The following is a 16,089-nucleotide window of genomic DNA, read 5'->3' on the forward strand; positions in this document are numbered from 1 at the left end:
TAGATTGATACATATCTTCACTTTGTGAAACATCGCTTCATAGACGTGGACTATCATCAAAATTTCAAGCAAACGATAAAACAAACGTTTGCGCCATGAATGAAATACACTATTATCCACGCACTTTACCAACTCCTGTTCTGAGTATGATATGAAACTAAAACGCACTTTATTGGCTTCAGCTATGGCGAGCCTAGCGCTATTTCCATTCGCAAGTTCGGCAATGGAAAAAGCTGACCTGATGATTACCGATGCGATGGTTCTGACCATGAACCAAGACAAAACGGTTTATGAAAGCGGTACTGTTGTGGTCAAAGATAACAAAATCATTGCGGTTGGTGATGCTTCATTAGAGAAGCAGTACCAAGCTAAGCAAGTGTTAGACGTTGATGGCGATATCGTTATGCCGGGTCTCATCAATACTCATACCCACGTATCAATGACGGTTTTCCGTTCGTTGGCCGATGATGTGCCAGATCGCCTGCACCGCTACATCTTCCCGCTAGAGAAGAAGCTAGTATCGCGAGACATGGTACGCATTGGTGCGAACCTAGGTAACGTTGAAATGGTAAAAGGCGGTGTGACGACCTACGCCGACATGTACTACTTCGAAGATGAAGTCGCAAAAACCGTCGATAAAATCGGTATGCGTGCCATCCTTGGTGAAACGGTGATTAAGTTCCCAGTCGCAGATGCGGCTAACGCCGAAGAAGGCATTAAGTACGCGTTGAACTTCATTGAAGAATACAAAGATCACCCGCGAATCACACCAGCGTTTGCACCGCATGCGCCTTACACCAACACCACAGAGATCCTTCAAAAAATATCTAAGCTATCCCTAGAGTTAGATGTTCCAGTAATGATTCACCTTGCAGAATCACACCGTGAAGAAGAGAAAATCGCAGAGCGTTCTGATGGGTTATCCCCGGTTCAATACATGGACAGCATTGGTGCACTCAACAAGAACTTGGTGGGTGCACACATGATCCTCGTTGACGATCATGATATCGAACTGGTGAAGAAATCGGATATGGGTGTAGCTCATAACATGAGTGCCAACATCAAGTCAGCAAAAGGCGTATCACCTGCGCTTAAGATGTATGACGAGAACGTACGTATCGGTTTAGGTACCGATGGCCCAATGTCTGGTAACACGCTGAGCACCATTGATGAATTCAACCAAGTGGCTAAGGTTCATAAGCTAGTTAACAAAGATCGTGCTGCGATGCCGCCGATCAAAGTGATCGACATGGCGACAATGGGCGCAGCAAAAGCGCTACACATGGAAGATAAGATCGGCTCTCTTGAAGCCGGTAAACTGGCCGACATCATAGTGATCGATACTAAAGCGCCAAACATGGTTCCAGTCTACAACCCATACTCTGCATTAGTTTACTCAGCTAATTCTGGTAACGTTCGCCACACCATCGTTGACGGTAAGATCATCATGCAAGATCGCGACATGCTAACGGTAGACGAAGACAAGATTCGTCAAGAAGCACTCGATTTCACCAAGGTTGTTCGTGAAACGGTGATTGAGTCTGGTGAGGTGGTTCAATAACGCTACCGAATTAGATAAACGGTTTTCCGTTCAGATCAAAAAAGGCCTCGCTGATGAATCTCAGCGAGGCCTTTTTAATACGAGTTTTTTAGATGATTAACGAGTGCAGTCATTAATCATCATTGCTCATTCAATAATCTGTCTTACCAGAACACGTCTCGACGTTTTGCTCGAGCAATAATATTGTCTGGCATTCTCTGTTCCAGACCGCTACGAAGCACAGTAATACGTCTGTGTTGTCTTTGGTCTGCGGTTACCGAGTTATACAACCAACGGTAAGCATCTTCATAATCCAATGGGCTACCGTAGTCACGTAACAAGAGTTCCGCTAAGTGAATACTCGCACTTAAGTTACCCATAGAGGCCGCTTCACGTAGATAGGGAATCGCACGCTCTTTGTCTTGTTGTACCAAAGTACCACGAGAGTAATAACGACCTAACTGCTCTAATGCAGCGGGTAAACCTTGATGTGCCGCGTTTTCCATATAGTAAAGGCCAAGCTCTACATCTTGTGGAACACACACACCCCAAGCCAACATATCACCATATAAAAACTCATAAGAAGGCAAGCTAATACGCGTCGCACGAGCAACGATATCTTCAACTAACTGGCACTTATCAGCTTTCACTCGCTCTAGATGTTGATTATTTTCGATTAAATTAATCAGTTCAGCTTCTGTATATATTGGAACGGGCTCTCCCACATCAGCCAAATTTGCATGACTCAAGGGTGAGCTCAGCGCCATTATTAATGAAGCTGCCACAATTCGTAGCTTCATACCTGCACTCTATTATCTGTCGCTAAAGTTATCTATTAAGGGGTGCAGAGGATTTCTACACGCACAAAACAGGGTGAACTTCACTTTCCATGATATCTGTATCGGCAATAACCCCGATGGCTTTAGACAAAACTTGCCGCTAATGGGCAATATTTTGCCAGATGGCGTTCAAAAGATCATCACCCACGCTTAGACTCTAAATTGCAGGTATTAAAAAACCGACTTAATAAAGTCGGCTTTTAGAAAACTATTTCATTATCAAAGCACTGTTCGTGCCTGGTAATCACTCAGCGGGCATTACGCGCCGTATGGGTGAACCTTGATGATAGTTTCGTTACGATCTGGGCCAGTTGATACGATATCAATTGGAACGCCAGTTAGGTCTTCGATACGCTTGATGTAATCTAGAGCAGCTTGTGGAAGCGCGTCGATAGATTTAGCACCAAATGTGTTTTCAGACCAACCAGGCATTGTTTCGTAGATTGGCGTCGCTTCTTCGAATGACTCAGCAGCCATTGGAGAAACTTCTAGGATAGAACCATCTTTCATCTTGTAACCAGTACAGATTTTTAGTTCTTCTAGGCCATCTAGAACGTCTAGTTTAGTTAGACACATACCAGATAGAGAGTTGATTTGGATTGCACGACGCATAGCAACAGCATCGAACCAGCCAGTACGACGTAGACGACCCGTTGTTGCGCCAAACTCGTGACCAACATCGCCTAGGTGTTTACCAACTGGGTCTTGCTTCTCAAGGCCATCGTATAGCTCAGTTGGGAATGGACCAGAACCAACACGAGTACAGTAAGCCTTAGTAATACCAAGGATATAACCGATGTGACGAGGACCGAAACCAGAACCTGCAGCAACACCACCAGCAGTCGTGTTAGAAGACGTTACGTATGGGTAAGTACCGTGGTCGATATCTAGTAGCGTACCTTGAGCACCTTCGAACATGATCTTGTCGCCGCGCTTACGTGCTGCGTCTAGTTCGTCAGTTACGTCGATAACCATCGCAGTTAACATGTCTGCGTAGCTCATCGCTTGCTCAAGAACTTCTTCGTAGCTTACTGTTTCAGCTTTGTAGAAGTGCTCTAGTTGGAAGTTGTGGAATTCCATAACTTCTTTTAGCTTCTCAGCAAATGCTTCTTTATCGAAAAGGTCGCCAACGCGTAGACCGCGACGAGCAACTTTATCTTCGTAAGCAGGACCGATACCACGACCCGTTGTACCGATAGCTTTAGCGCCACGAGCGATTTCACGCGCGTTGTCGATTGCAATGTGGTACGGAAGAATTAGAGGACAAGCTTCAGAGATGAAAAGACGTTCACGTACTGGAATACCGCGATCTTCAAGAGGCTTCATTTCTTTTAGAAGTGCGTCAGGCGATAATACTACACCGTTACCAATAACACATTTAACGTTATTACGTAGGATGCCTGATGGAATTAAGTGAAGAACGGTTTTTTCACCGTCAATTACAAGTGTGTGACCTGCATTGTGACCGCCTTGGTAGCGAACCACGTATTTTGCATCTTCAGTTAAAAGGTCAACGATTTTACCTTTACCTTCATCACCCCATTGGGTGCCTAGAACGACTACGTTATTTCCCATCTTTCCAATTTCTGTTGCTAATTAAAAATGGATTCTAGCACTGAATCACACTTCTTGCAGTCACTTTTTGTTCATAAACGTTAACGCTGTACAAAAATAAACCAGCTATAACTGGGGGCAGATGTGTAAAGATACTGATATCATTGCTTTTTTACAGACAAAAGGCAGAACCATGTCTCAATCAATTTGGCTCGCTATTGGGCTCGTACTTATTGTTGAAGGGCTCGGCCCCTTGATTGCACCCAATGGCTGGAGAAACATGGTCGCACAACTGAGCGAGCAACCAGACACGCAACTGCGCCGCATTGGAGGCTGTCTTGTAGTGGCTGGAGCGGTTATCGCTTTCATGACCTACCGTTAGGTTTTCCAAAGCACGGAGCTGTTACTCAATCTCCCTCGAAGATTCAATGGTCAGTATTCAACGCATAGAAAGCAAAAAGGCTCCCACAATGGGAGCCTTTTAAGTTTTAACGTATTTTGCTTATTGAGCTAAGCATTCGCTAACGCATCAGCTTATTTTGCTGGAGCACCGCTTGCTTGATTCATGTATTGGAAGAAGTCAGTCTTCGGATCCAGTACTAGAATGTCGCTCTTATCGCTAAATGATGTCTCATAAGCTTGCAATGAACGCATGAAGCCGTAGAACTCAGGATCTTTGCTGAACGCATCAGAGTAGATCTTCGCTGCTTCTGCATCCGCATCACCACGAGTGATTCGAGCTGTACGGTCAGCTTCAGCAAGAACTGTTGCCACTTCTAGCTCAGCTTGAGCACGGATAACTTCCGCTTTCTCACGACCTTGAGAACGGTGTCTACGAGCAACCGATTCACGTTCTGCACGCATACGGCGGTAGATAGATTCACTGATTTCGTCAGGAAGGTTAATCTTCTTCATACGGAAATCAACAACTTCAACACCTAAATCAGCCATCGCACTTTCTGCCGTTCCAGACAAAACGTTTTCCATGATCTTATCGCGTTCGCCATCAACTTCTAGTGCTTCTGCAGCCGCTACCGTTGTGACGACTTCGCTATCAGCAGAGTCTGGCAGGATGTCCTTATTACGAGGGCCTGACACAATCTGCTTAATTTCACGAGAACCAATTTCAGAACGAAGAACATCTGTCACTTTACGCTCAAGAAGTGCTTCTGCCGTCATGATATTACCGCCACCGGTACTCAGATAGAAACGTCCAAAATCAGCAATACGCCATTTTGCGTAAGTATCAATTAGAACGTCTTTTTTCTCTGATGTTACGAAACGGTCAGAACGGCCATCCATCGTTTGAATACGAGCATCAAGTACTTTTACGCGATCAAACATCGGTAGTTTAAAGTGCAGACCTGGTTCATAGATTCGTGATACGCCGTTGTCATCGAGAACTCGACCAAAACGAATTACCATGCCACGCTCGCCTTCTTGAATCACAAATAGTGACATCAATAGAAGGGCAATCGTCACAACTAATACAGGGATCATTAATTTACGCATTATTAGTATCTCCCTTGGCGTGAACTGTCTGAACGAGTTTGAGTGCTAGTCTTAGGATCTGCTTGAGTTTCTAACTCAATTTGATCGTAAGTTGATGATGCTTTTGCAGGGCGAGTGCCCGACTGAGAACCACCTTGAGCGCCTAGCTTATCAATTGGTAGGTATAGCAAGTTACCGCTTGATTCAGAATCAATCAGGACTTTCGATGTGCTTGAGTACACTTTTTCCATTGTATCTAGATACATACGGTTACGTGTTACTTCAGGAGCAGCTTGGTATTCAGGTAGCAGTTTTTCGAACTGAGCTACTTGACCTAGAGCACCATTAACTGTGCGCTCTGAGTAACCTACCGCTTCTTTCTTCAAACGCTCAGCTCGACCTGTTGCTTTTGGAAGAATGTCATTTCGGTAAGCTTCAGCTTCACGTTCAAAACGCTCTTCATCCTCACGAGCCGCGATAGCATCATCAAATGCATCTTTTACTTGCTCAGGTGGACGTGCTGACTGGAAGTTCACGTCAACAATCAGAATACCCATGTCGTAGCTATCAATAATACGGTTCAACGTTTCTTGAGTGCTTTGACGAATCTGCTGACGACCACTTGTCAGGATACTATCCATTAGTGAATCACCAATTACCGCACGAAGGGCAGAATCGGTTGCTTGGCGTAAACTGTCGTCTGCATTCGTTACACGATACAAGTACTTGTATGGGTCAGAAACGCGGTATTGAACACCCATTTCAACGGTCACAACGTTTTCATCTTTCGTCAGCATGGTGCCAGCAGCACGTAGAGAACGAATCGCTTGAACGTTTACTAGTTGCTCATCTTTGATTTCATCGATGAAGCGTGGGTGCCAGTTAAGACCAGGTTCTTCGATACGGTCGAATTGACCCAGTCGAAGTACTACTGCTCTTTCTGCTTCGCCAACGGTGTAGAAACCAGCGAAGAACCAGATAGCAATCGCAATGACAGCAATGACACCAAAGCCAATTGCACCGCCACCGCCAATAGATGGCCCGTTACCGTTGCCACCCTTTTTACCAAACTTGCCACCTAACTTTTGACTTAGTTTACTAAACACTTCGTCTAGATCTGGCGGTCCTTGATCTCGGCCGCCGCGATTATTTTTATTACCCCAAGGGTCATTATCGCGGCCGTTATTATCGCCGTTGTTGTTATTTCCAGGCTCATTCCACGCCATTAGAAAGCTCCATCATTTGATATGACGTTATACTGTAGCAGTCTCTATGGTAACGATAAAGTCACCTAAGAGCGCCCCTTCTCTTTTTTCAAGTTTAGACCAATCTATTTGTTGCATTCGGATATCTATCAACAAGTTACCATTTTCATCATACTCTTCCTGTTGAATACATTTCATCTCGAAGAATAAGCTGCGAATACGGCCCTGATGTTGATGTGGAATACACAACCGGAATTGAACCATCTGGCTAGCTAAACGCTCAGTTAAAGCTTCAAACAGCAGTTCAATACCTTCTCCTTCCATTGCAGAAACCCAAACAGCGCGAGGTGCGCCCTCTTCGTCTCTTTCAATTCGAGGTTTTTGGTCTTCCATGCAGTCAATTTTGTTCATGACTACAAGGGTTGGCACTTCATGAGCATCGATTTCTTCTAATACTTCATGAACAGCCTGAATGTTCTCACGAAAACGGTCATCACTGGCATCAACAACATGTAACAAAATGTCAGCTTCCTGCGTCTCTTGTAATGTTGCCTTGAACGCAGCGACCAAGTCGTGTGGTAGATGACGGATAAAACCTACGGTATCTGCGAGAATTGCAGGCCCGACATCTGCCAAATCAATCTTACGTAGTGTTGGGTCTAGAGTTGCAAACAGTTGGTCTGCCGCATAAACACCAGCACTTGTGATGCGATTGAAAAGTGTTGATTTCCCTGCGTTGGTATAACCAACCAAAGAAATTGTTGGGATTTCAGCTCGATTACGAGCACGTCGTCCTTGTTCACGCTGTTTAGCAACTTTCTCTAAACGACGTAGTATTGCCTTTATACGGTCACGCAACAAACGGCGATCGGTTTCCAGTTGAGTTTCACCTGGACCACGAAGACCAATACCACCTTTCTGCCTTTCAAGGTGAGTCCAACCACGAATCAATCGAGTAGAGATATGACGAAGCTGAGCGAGCTCAACTTGTAGCTTACCTTCATGAGTTCGCGCACGTTGTGCAAAGATATCTAAGATCAAACCCGTGCGATCAATCACACGACATTTACACAATTGCTCGAGATTTCGCTCTTGGGCAGGAGAGAGGGAGTGGTTAAAAATCACAATTTCAGCACCGGTTAGCTGAACAGCTTGTGCGATTTCTAGGGCTTTACCTTCTCCAACGTAGTATTTAGGGAGTGGGGATTGTCGGCTACCAGTAATCACTTGTAGCGTTTCTACCCCCGCTGAGGAGACCAGCATTTCACATTCGCTTAGATCTTCCCATTCTCCCTCTTGCGTGAAGTTGATATGAACAAGTACGGCTCGCTCGCCGGATTCATAACGGTCAAACAAGCAACCAACTCCTTATTACAGCGCAAGCTGTATCAATTGAACGATTAATCTTCAGTCTTCTCTGGACGATCAGATGGCGTGCGTTGCTCGCCGCTGTGGTGACTCACTGCGCGAGCAGGTACCACAGTAGAAATCGCATGCTTGTAGACCATTTGGTTTACTGTGTTCTTCAATAAGATCACGAATTGATCGAAAGACTCGATCTGACCTTGCAGCTTAATGCCGTTAACAAGATAGATAGAGACTGGAATGCGCTCACGACGGAGTGCATTTAGGAATGGGTCTTGTAGCGATTGCCCCTTAGCCATTTTATTTTCCTTATTTATATTTTGTTGTAATTATTTAGCTAGTGGTGCACAAAAAGGTGCGGCCTTTGCATCTGAGCTAAATGAATAAAAAAACTCCGTTGTTATTGAAAGGCTGTGATTTTTTAAAAGCCTCAATAACGGATCCTTTCCAGAGTATATTCACGCAAAAGCGATCACATTATACACAGCAATACTAATCAGATGCTATTGCATCTGAAAGAGTTTCTAACGCTTGATCAATGTTTTCGCTATCTAACCAAGTTAAATCATCCCAACTGCGCAACCAGGTGATTTGTCGCTTGGCCAACTGACGGGTTGCACAGACACCACGGAAAACCGCTTCGTCTAAATCACAATTACCGTCTAAATAATCCCACATCTGCCTATAACCAACGCATCGGATCGATGGCAGTTCAGGGTGAAGATCTTCTCTGGCGTACAACGCCTTCATTTCATCTTCAAATCCCGCTTCTATCATCTTCTCGAAACGCAGCTCAATGCGGCGATGGAGTTCAGTCCTTTCCTTGGGAGCTATTGCAAATTGTTTTACACGAAATGGCAGGCTATCGCCTTTCGTTTGAGTTAGCTCTGTTAATGTTTTACCCGAAATTCGGTAAACTTCCAATGCCCTTGAAAGCCTTTGTGGATCATTTGGGTGTATTCTTTCAGCGGATACGGGATCTATCTCTCTTAATTGATCGTGCAATGCCTGCCAACCTTGTTCGATAGATTCCGCTTCAATCTTCTTACGAATCTCTTGATCCGCTGCTGGTAATGGCGATAAACCTTCCAACAATGCTTTGTAGTACAGCATTGTGCCACCAACAAGTAGCGGGATTTTGCCTTCCGCTACAATCTTATTCATTTCATTGATCGCATCACGACGAAAATCTGCCGCAGAATACGCTTCGCTTGGATCCAAAATATCAATCAAGCGATGAGGCGCGAGCGCAAGCTCTTCCGCATCCGGTTTAGCTGTACCAATATCCATGTCTTTGTAGATCAATGCCGAATCGACACTGATGATCTCTACAGGGTATTTCTGACGTAAGCGGATAGCTAAATCTGTTTTTCCTGACGCCGTTGGGCCCATTAAAAACAACGCTAAAGGTAATTTTTCAGTCATGATATTTTGTATTTGCTTCTCTGTTTTAGCGCTTTTTAGCAAAGGGCTTTGTGTCGCGACGTATCCAGCTAAAAAGACAAATGTCGTCGCGAAAAAATTAAACCGTAAACGCGGCTATAGTCGCTGAAAAGTCGATAGGATTAACAAACTCTGGATCATCTAATGGAAGTAGACCATGCCAAAGTTGTTCAAGTTCCCCAACTAGTTGAACCGCTTCAGATAAAGTGTAGTCGCTTTTTACTTGTGCCGTTTGAATCCCGATCCAGTTAACCAATGATGGCAACAGATCGCTGGAAACATTAGCCGAGTGATTATCAACAATCTGAGCGTTTAATGAAGCCGCGTAAGATAACAGATCTGGGATCAAAATTTGTAAGTTTTGCTGCCTTAAAGGAGAAGGCACGCCCATCACCATTACCGCCTCGCTGTTTCGCGCCTTAAGCTCAATCCCCAGTAACGCCAAAGTTTGACTCAGCGCCTTAGCAACTTCGACAAGTTCACTGCCCAGCTTAATCGATAAGGGCACCAATAGTGGCTGGCTTTTTAACGCGCCCCCTCGAGTATCAAGCTGACCAACAACACGCAATAACTCAGCCTTAGCCAAAGAAACCAACACACTGCCGTTCTTATTGCCCATCACCAGATATTGACGTTCCACAATCGAGACCGCTTTACCCAAGTCCGTTACAGGTGCTCTTGGTTTCAAGTTAACGGGATTCTGTTGAGAAGGCTTAGCTTCTTTGTCTATGTTATCTCTGGTTTCTACTGGTGCCACGTGCTCTTGAGGAGATGATGGCTGTACAACTTGATCATCAAAATCAGGCGTTTTCAGAAGCTCTTTATAAGCTTTCACTTCTCGCTTAGATGGCGCGGGTTCACCATGATGCTGGTGTTGCTCTTTCTCTTTTTTAGGTTCAGGTCGAGACTCTATCCACTCTTGGCGAGGAGAACCGGTAAAACTGCTTTCACTAGCAGACGAGCTTCGGCCAGCAGATGAACTTGAGCTGGTTGATGGAGCATAATGTCGCCCACCATCATTAACGCTGTGTTGAGGCTTATCAAAAGCGTGCTCTGATTCTGCTTTTCTCGGGTAGGCAGGCGTTTGCTCAATAGCGTGTCGCACCCTATCCGAAACTTGGGTTTGATCCGAACTGCTAGGCATTACGCTTTCTGGCTCAGCGAAACTCGCAACACCATCAACTGCAGAGCTCGTACTATCTTGCTGATGATGAATCACTTCTGATTGATGAAAAGCTGACTGATTGATTGGCGCAGCATCGATCTGCTTGCTCTGTGCTAAACCATCGCTCAATGCTTGGTAAATAAAATCATGCACAAGGCGCGCTTGATGAAAACGTACTTCGTGTTTTGCAGGGTGAACATTCACGTCCACCTGATGCGGGTCAAGTTCAATGAACAACACATACGTCGCGAATTGGTCTGGACGCAGGCTGGTTTCGTAGCTTTGACGAATCGCATGATTGATCAGCTTGTCACGCATCATACGACCATTCACATAGCAGTATTGCAGGTCGCTTTGTTGTCTTGCTCCTTCTGGCGTGGTGATCCAGCCATGGAGTTTTAGACCTTGGTGCTCAAGCTCGATCTTAAGCATATGACGAACAAAAGGATTGCCACATACCGCAGCGATGCGCTTTTCTGCTTGAACTTCTGTCTTGGCAGCGCGGTACTGACGAATCATTTTACCGTTATGGCGCAGATTGATCGTCACATCGAAACGGCTCAATGCGATGCGTTTAAGCAGTTCATCGATATGCGTGAATTCGGTTTTCTCGGTGCGTAAGAACTTGCGGCGTGCTGGCGTATTGAAGAACAGATCCAACACCTCAACCGAAGTACCAATAGGGTGCGCCGCAGGCTGCAATTTGACCTGCATATCACGACCTTCACTGTGTGCTGCCCAAGCTTGATCTTGAGTGGCAGGACGTGAAGTCATGGTTAAGCGCGCAACAGAGCTAATACTCGCCAGCGCTTCACCACGGAAACCGAGGCTGACGATCGCCTCTAGGTCATCAAGGGTATGGATCTTAGAGGTCGCATGGCGGCTCAGTGCTAAGGCAAGCTCATCTTTGACGATGCCCTTACCATTGTCACGAACGCGGATCATCTTAGCGCCACCTTTCTCGATATCAATATCGATACGAGTGGCACCCGAATCCAAACTGTTCTCAACCAACTCTTTTACAACAGAAGCGGGTCTTTCTACCACCTCACCCGCTGCGATTTGGTTAGCTAACCGAGCTGGCAGTATTTTTATCGTCATATTTATAGCTACCTTACTGCCATTGATGGAAACGCTGTTACGTTTGCACTAGTTCTTCTTTTTTAACATTGATATACCTGAAGCCGCTTAGTATTCCCATAACTACTTGTGAGGAATAATCAACACTTGGCCGATAGCTAGACTGTCAGATCTTAGCTTATTCGCTTGGCGAATGCTGTTGACGCTCACGCCATATTTCGACGCAATCTTGCCAAGGTAATCGCCTCTTGCAACTTTATGTTTGCGCAGAGGGATATCTTTCACTTCAACCGTAATACGTAACTTTTGACCCACTCTCACCGTCTCTGATTTCAAACGGTTCTCACGTTTAATATCAGCCACCGACACTTTATAGCGGCTGGCGATCTTACCTAGGTACTCTCCAGACTTAACCGTGTGAGTTATGGTTTTCGTTTTAACCGCACTGCTTGATGATGAACTTGAAGTGCTGCCTGGAATCTTAAGTACTTGGCCAATTGCTAGGCTGCTCGATTTCAGATTATTGAGTTTCATCAAGGTCTGCGTCGACGTACCATACTTGCTCGCAATCACAGACAAAGACTCACCACGAGACACTTTATGTTGGCTCACGCTACCCGTTGATGACGTTGCATTAGACAAGATAATCCCTTCAGGCGGGTTAGCCTTCAAATACTTAACCACCGCTTTAGTCACAGCACGAGCCAGCTTGTCTTGGTGCGAACGTTGGAAAAGCAACTTCTCTTCGGTTGGGTTTGAAATAAAGCCCGTTTCTACCAGTACCGATGGGATCTGTGGTGAACGTAATACCGCCAAACTGGTATTGATTGGTTTACTGTTATGCAGTTTCGCAACCTTACCCATCTCAGACAGAATGGTTGTTGCAAGTTTATAGCCCTCTTTTTGAGAGTGGCTGAACTGCAGATCAAGCAAGGTTTGGTTTACGTTCTTATCATCAATATTGCCTGTAAAAGCCGCACCGCTGCCACCGAGTAATTCAGACTGTTTCTCTTTGTTCTCGATCCATCGAGAGATCTCGGTATTTGCGCGTCGAGTGTTCAACACAAACACCGAACCACCTCTTGGTTGAGGGGTCGTAAAAGCATCGGCGTGAATAGAAATAAACAGATGAGCTTCGTTTTCACGCGCAATCGCGACACGTCGATTTAGGTTCACAAAATAGTCAGCATTACGAGTCATACGAGTTTTGATCCCCGGAATCGCATTCAATTGAGCTGCTAACTTCTTAGAAATACTCAGAGTCGCATTCTTCTCATATTTACGAGATGGACCGATTGAGCCAGGATCTTCACCGCCGTGGCCAGGGTCAATCACGATCAAAATGTCTTTCTGACGTTTAACCTGATTAATATTCTTACTTACCGTTGGCTTACTCGGCGTCGATGTCGCTTTACTTGCCGCATCATGAGGTAAGTCGATCACCAAACGGTGTCCATACTGACCACCCGGAGTCGGGCTCAGTTTGAACAACTCGGCTTTAGACGACTTCTTTAACTCAAAAACCAAGCGATAGGTATTTTTGTCTGGCGGTGAGCTCTTACGAATTTTAGATAGAACAGGGCTATCTTTCACCACGACCGGTAGCTTAGTCGCAAGACTGGTATTTTTTAAATCAACCACTAAACGACTCGGGCTACTCAGGGTGAAATAGCTAAAGTCCGCTTCTGATTTTAAGTCGATAACCACACGAGTTTCTTCTGGAGAAGGCCAAACCCTTAAACTTTTCAGTGAGTTTGCAGAAACAAGTGAAGAAAACAGTATAGAAAAAACAGCAGCCATCATGGCCACTGTTGAAATAAGGCGTCTAGAAATCAACATAACTCCAACTGACTAAGTAAGCGCTGTCCGTATTCACTATTAGCGGTTAAAGAAACAATACGGTGATCGTCTTGGTAACGAATATCAATATCCAAATCGGCTTCTGGTAGCATCCCATAACCTTTCTCAGGCCATTCAACCAAACAGATAGCATCCGGAGTAAAGTAGTCACGAATTCCCATGAACTCTAACTCTTCAGGATCGGCTAAGCGATAAAGGTCAAAGTGGTACACCTGCCAATCGGCAAGTTGATAAGGTTCAACTAGAGTATACGTTGGGCTCTTTACATTCCCTTGATGACCAAGTGCTTTTACAAAGCCACGACTGAAGGTCGTTTTACCTGCGCCAAGATCACCATGCAGATAAATAGTCGTCTGCTGTGAGCAAAGATTAGAAAGCTCCGTTCCTAATTGAATCGTTGCTTGTTCATCTTTCAAAGTAAATTGTTTCGTGCTCATGAATACGTTCTCTAAAAATCGATCGTTGACTATATAAAAATCAAAAGAACAAGAATAGTAAACCGTGATGCTTTTGGGAGACAAGCACTCAAGTGTAAGTTCTATGAAAAATACTGCTCAAAACGCGTCTGTTCTGGTCAACACCACTAAGATCCGTTAAGATCCGCCCCCATTTTTGCCGAACCTAATTTTAATTAGCCTTATCTCTAATTGTAAAACAGAGAAAATAAGAATTAAGCCATGAATCTAGACCATCTTGCTGAAAAAATTAAAATCTGGGGAAAAGAGCTAGGCTTTCAAAAAGTTGGCATCTGCGATGTTGACTTAAGTGAACACGAAGCCCCTCTTCAAGCATGGCTAGATGCTGGCAATCACGGTGAAATGGATTGGATGGCTCGACATGGGATGATGCGTGCACGTCCTGATGAACTTCACCCAGGCACAATTCGAGTGATCAGCGCTCGAATGAATTACCTACCACCAGAAGCTCAGTTTGCCTCTAACCTAAGCGATACCACTCAAGGCTACATCAGCCGTTATTCTTTAGGCCGCGACTATCACAAATTGTTCCGTAACCAGTTGAAAAAGCTGGGACAAAGAATTGAAAAAGAGGTCGAGGGTTTAGACTCACGCCCTTTCGTCGATTCAGCGCCTATTTTGGAAAGACCGCTCGCTCAGAAAGCAGGGTTGGGTTGGACAGGTAAACACTCATTAATTCTTGATAAAGACGCTGGCTCTTGGTTCTTTCTAGGGGAGCTGTTGGTTAACATCCCTCTTCCAACGGATGAACCCAGTGTCGATGAGTGTGGCAAATGCACCGCATGTATCACTTCTTGCCCAACGGGTGCCATTATTGCTGATGGCGTGGTTGATGCGCGCAAATGTATTTCGTACTTAACCATTGAATATGATGGTGTGATCCCTGAAGAATATAGAGATGCCATTGGTAACCGTATCTACGGTTGCGATGATTGTCAGTTAGTTTGCCCGTGGAATCGTCATGCCGAACTCACAGAGCAAACAGACTTTCACCGCAGAGAAGATTTCCAAGAAGCCGATCTGGTTTCACTTTCAAGTTGGGACGAAGCAACCTTCCTAAAGAAAATGGAAGGCTCAGCAATAAGACGTATCGGCCACACCCAGTGGTTACGCAATATCTTTGTTGCGATGGGCAATGCACCATTCCAACAACGCATTGTTGAAACGCTGGAATCTCATCAAGGAAAAAACGATATGTTGGATGTGCATATTGAGTGGGCTTTGAATAAACAACTACAGCAGTTACCCAACGCTAGCAATCTGCAAGAAGATAACGGTGTACAAAAAAATAACAGCAAAATCCTCACCAAAAAGCACAGACTGATACGTATAGTAGAGAAAGGACTACCAAGAGACGCTTAACGCTTTATATACCAATGTATGGCAAGCGAGCCCCCACTAACAGTCCAACATTTAAGACAACTCGTTGCACATAATTTTAGAACAATGTTTGACCTTGTTCTCAATTCTAACAATGTGGAAAAAATTCAGAACTCTCGTAAACTTCCGACACCCGCGCAAAGTTAAACACAGTACCGATAAATGATTAAGATCAAAAAACAACAAGTTAACGATCTTTTATTAAATCCAAGATAGGCATCCAACTTGATAAAAAACAACAAGTTACGATCGCTGCAATTCATCTAATATATTGAAAACAAGAAAGATCTTTTAGGGATAGGTAAAGAATTAAGCCTGAAACAACTTTATCAACCAAGTTATCCACACCTAACATTTTGTGGATAAGTCTGTTTATAGATGTGAAAAACCTCAAGTATCTGCTTCAGAGACCTGATATTTACTAGCATTCCAGTTGCTAAGAAAAATTTAAGACAAAAAAATATCCACCATGATGGAGGATTATTTGCTTTTTGGGGAGATTATGCTTCGCAGCATTAAAGAAAGAGCGTGACCTTTAAGGTCGTCTTCAAACTCTGTGATCTAAAGAAAAACACGGTGGTTTAAAGAGTCTTAATAGCTTTTTAGAAGAAAGCTGGAGCGATACATCGGGTTCGAACCGATGACCTCAACCTTGGCAAGGTTGCGCTCTACCAACTGAGCTAGTATCGCA

13 protein-coding genes and 1 tRNA gene are annotated in these 16,089 nt (G+C 44.6%); 3 read left to right on the top strand and 11 right to left on the bottom strand.

Features of this window, described 5'->3' with window-relative positions:
• The first annotated feature begins 151 nt into the window (after positions 1 to 151).
• Positions 152 to 1,561 (top strand): amidohydrolase, encoded by a 1,410-nt coding sequence (locus MSG35_RS23545; protein WP_061040035.1) that lies wholly within the window; start codon positions 152 to 154, stop codon positions 1,559 to 1,561.
• A gap of 143 nt (positions 1,562 to 1,704) precedes the next feature.
• On the opposite strand, the gene MSG35_RS23550 is transcribed toward MSG35_RS23545, so the two are convergent.
• Positions 1,705 to 2,340 (bottom strand): tetratricopeptide repeat protein, encoded by a 636-nt coding sequence (locus MSG35_RS23550; protein WP_050712643.1) that lies wholly within the window; start codon positions 2,338 to 2,340, stop codon positions 1,705 to 1,707.
• 297 nt (positions 2,341 to 2,637) lie between these two features.
• Positions 2,638 to 3,954 carry an adenylosuccinate synthase gene (locus MSG35_RS23555; protein ID WP_010434108.1) on the bottom strand — a complete coding sequence of 439 codons (1,317 nt, stop codon included), beginning with the start codon at positions 3,952 to 3,954 and terminating at the stop codon, positions 2,638 to 2,640.
• 172 nt (positions 3,955 to 4,126) lie between these two features.
• Here MSG35_RS23555 and MSG35_RS23560 point away from each other — a divergent pair, with 172 nt between their 5' ends.
• Complete coding sequence (locus MSG35_RS23560; RefSeq protein ID WP_010434105.1) at positions 4,127 to 4,315, top strand: DUF2065 domain-containing protein; 189 nt, start codon at positions 4,127 to 4,129, stop codon at positions 4,313 to 4,315.
• 152 nt (positions 4,316 to 4,467) lie between these two features.
• Here MSG35_RS23560 and hflC read toward each other — a convergent pair whose 3' ends face one another.
• The 8 genes from hflC to tsaE form a co-directional block, all read right to left on the bottom strand.
• A complete protein-coding gene (gene hflC, locus MSG35_RS23565; protein ID WP_010434102.1) occupies positions 4,468 to 5,445 on the bottom strand; it encodes a protease modulator HflC in 978 nt (325 codons plus the stop codon).
• A 2-nt stretch (positions 5,446 to 5,447) separates the two neighbouring features.
• Positions 5,448 to 6,650 (bottom strand): FtsH protease activity modulator HflK, encoded by a 1,203-nt coding sequence (gene hflK, locus MSG35_RS23570; RefSeq protein WP_050053141.1) that lies wholly within the window; start codon positions 6,648 to 6,650, stop codon positions 5,448 to 5,450.
• 27 nt (positions 6,651 to 6,677) lie between these two features.
• Positions 6,678 to 7,985, bottom strand: a complete 1,308-nt coding sequence (gene hflX, locus MSG35_RS23575; protein ID WP_248385126.1) for a ribosome rescue GTPase HflX — start codon at positions 7,983 to 7,985, stop codon at positions 6,678 to 6,680.
• A 44-nt stretch (positions 7,986 to 8,029) separates the two neighbouring features.
• On the bottom strand, positions 8,030 to 8,293 hold the full coding sequence (hfq, locus tag MSG35_RS23580) for an RNA chaperone Hfq (protein ID WP_017059927.1): 264 nt from the start codon (positions 8,291 to 8,293) through the stop codon (positions 8,030 to 8,032).
• A gap of 193 nt (positions 8,294 to 8,486) precedes the next feature.
• Complete coding sequence (miaA, locus tag MSG35_RS23585; protein WP_248385128.1) at positions 8,487 to 9,419, bottom strand: tRNA (adenosine(37)-N6)-dimethylallyltransferase MiaA; 933 nt, start codon at positions 9,417 to 9,419, stop codon at positions 8,487 to 8,489.
• 97 nt (positions 9,420 to 9,516) lie between these two features.
• Entirely contained in the window at positions 9,517 to 11,703 is a 2,187-nt protein-coding gene (gene mutL, locus MSG35_RS23590; protein ID WP_248385130.1) for a DNA mismatch repair endonuclease MutL, read from the bottom strand.
• A gap of 102 nt (positions 11,704 to 11,805) precedes the next feature.
• Positions 11,806 to 13,521 carry an N-acetylmuramoyl-L-alanine amidase gene (locus MSG35_RS23595; protein ID WP_248385132.1) on the bottom strand — a complete coding sequence of 572 codons (1,716 nt, stop codon included), beginning with the start codon at positions 13,519 to 13,521 and terminating at the stop codon, positions 11,806 to 11,808.
• Complete coding sequence (gene tsaE / locus MSG35_RS23600; RefSeq protein WP_004735870.1) at positions 13,515 to 13,979, bottom strand: tRNA (adenosine(37)-N6)-threonylcarbamoyltransferase complex ATPase subunit type 1 TsaE; 465 nt, start codon at positions 13,977 to 13,979, stop codon at positions 13,515 to 13,517. Before tsaE ends, MSG35_RS23595 begins: the two co-directional genes overlap by 7 nt.
• 240 nt (positions 13,980 to 14,219) lie before the next feature.
• Here tsaE and queG point away from each other — a divergent pair, with 240 nt between their 5' ends.
• Positions 14,220 to 15,380, top strand: coding sequence for a tRNA epoxyqueuosine(34) reductase QueG (gene queG / locus MSG35_RS23605; RefSeq protein ID WP_061040038.1), 1,161 nt, complete (start codon positions 14,220 to 14,222; stop codon positions 15,378 to 15,380).
• A 632-nt stretch (positions 15,381 to 16,012) separates the two neighbouring features.
• Here the strand turns inward: queG and MSG35_RS23610 are convergent.
• A tRNA-Gly gene (locus tag MSG35_RS23610) sits at positions 16,013 to 16,088 on the bottom strand.
• Position 16,089 lies beyond the last annotated feature (1 nt).

This window comes from Vibrio sp. 1CM23M (assembly GCF_023161755.1).
Taxonomy (GTDB): domain Bacteria; phylum Pseudomonadota; class Gammaproteobacteria; order Enterobacterales; family Vibrionaceae; genus Vibrio; species Vibrio coralliirubri.

Coding starts and splice junctions, on each gene's coding strand:
- queG (WP_061040038.1), top strand. CDS start 14,220: ATGAATCTAGACCATCTTGCTGAAAAAATTAAAATCTGGGGAAAAGAG.
- hflK (WP_050053141.1), bottom strand. CDS start 6,650: ATGGCGTGGAATGAGCCTGGAAATAACAACAACGGCGATAATAACGGC.
- MSG35_RS23560 (WP_010434105.1), top strand. CDS start 4,127: ATGTCTCAATCAATTTGGCTCGCTATTGGGCTCGTACTTATTGTTGAA.
- miaA (WP_248385128.1), bottom strand. CDS start 9,419: ATGACTGAAAAATTACCTTTAGCGTTGTTTTTAATGGGCCCAACGGCG.
- MSG35_RS23545 (WP_061040035.1), top strand. CDS start 152: ATGAAACTAAAACGCACTTTATTGGCTTCAGCTATGGCGAGCCTAGCG.
- hflC (WP_010434102.1), bottom strand. CDS start 5,445: ATGCGTAAATTAATGATCCCTGTATTAGTTGTGACGATTGCCCTTCTA.
- mutL (WP_248385130.1), bottom strand. CDS start 11,703: ATGACGATAAAAATACTGCCAGCTCGGTTAGCTAACCAAATCGCAGCG.
- MSG35_RS23555 (WP_010434108.1), bottom strand. CDS start 3,954: ATGGGAAATAACGTAGTCGTTCTAGGCACCCAATGGGGTGATGAAGGT.
- tsaE (WP_004735870.1), bottom strand. CDS start 13,979: ATGAGCACGAAACAATTTACTTTGAAAGATGAACAAGCAACGATTCAA.
- hfq (WP_017059927.1), bottom strand. CDS start 8,293: ATGGCTAAGGGGCAATCGCTACAAGACCCATTCCTAAATGCACTCCGT.
- MSG35_RS23550 (WP_050712643.1), bottom strand. CDS start 2,340: ATGAAGCTACGAATTGTGGCAGCTTCATTAATAATGGCGCTGAGCTCA.
- MSG35_RS23595 (WP_248385132.1), bottom strand. CDS start 13,521: ATGTTGATTTCTAGACGCCTTATTTCAACAGTGGCCATGATGGCTGCT.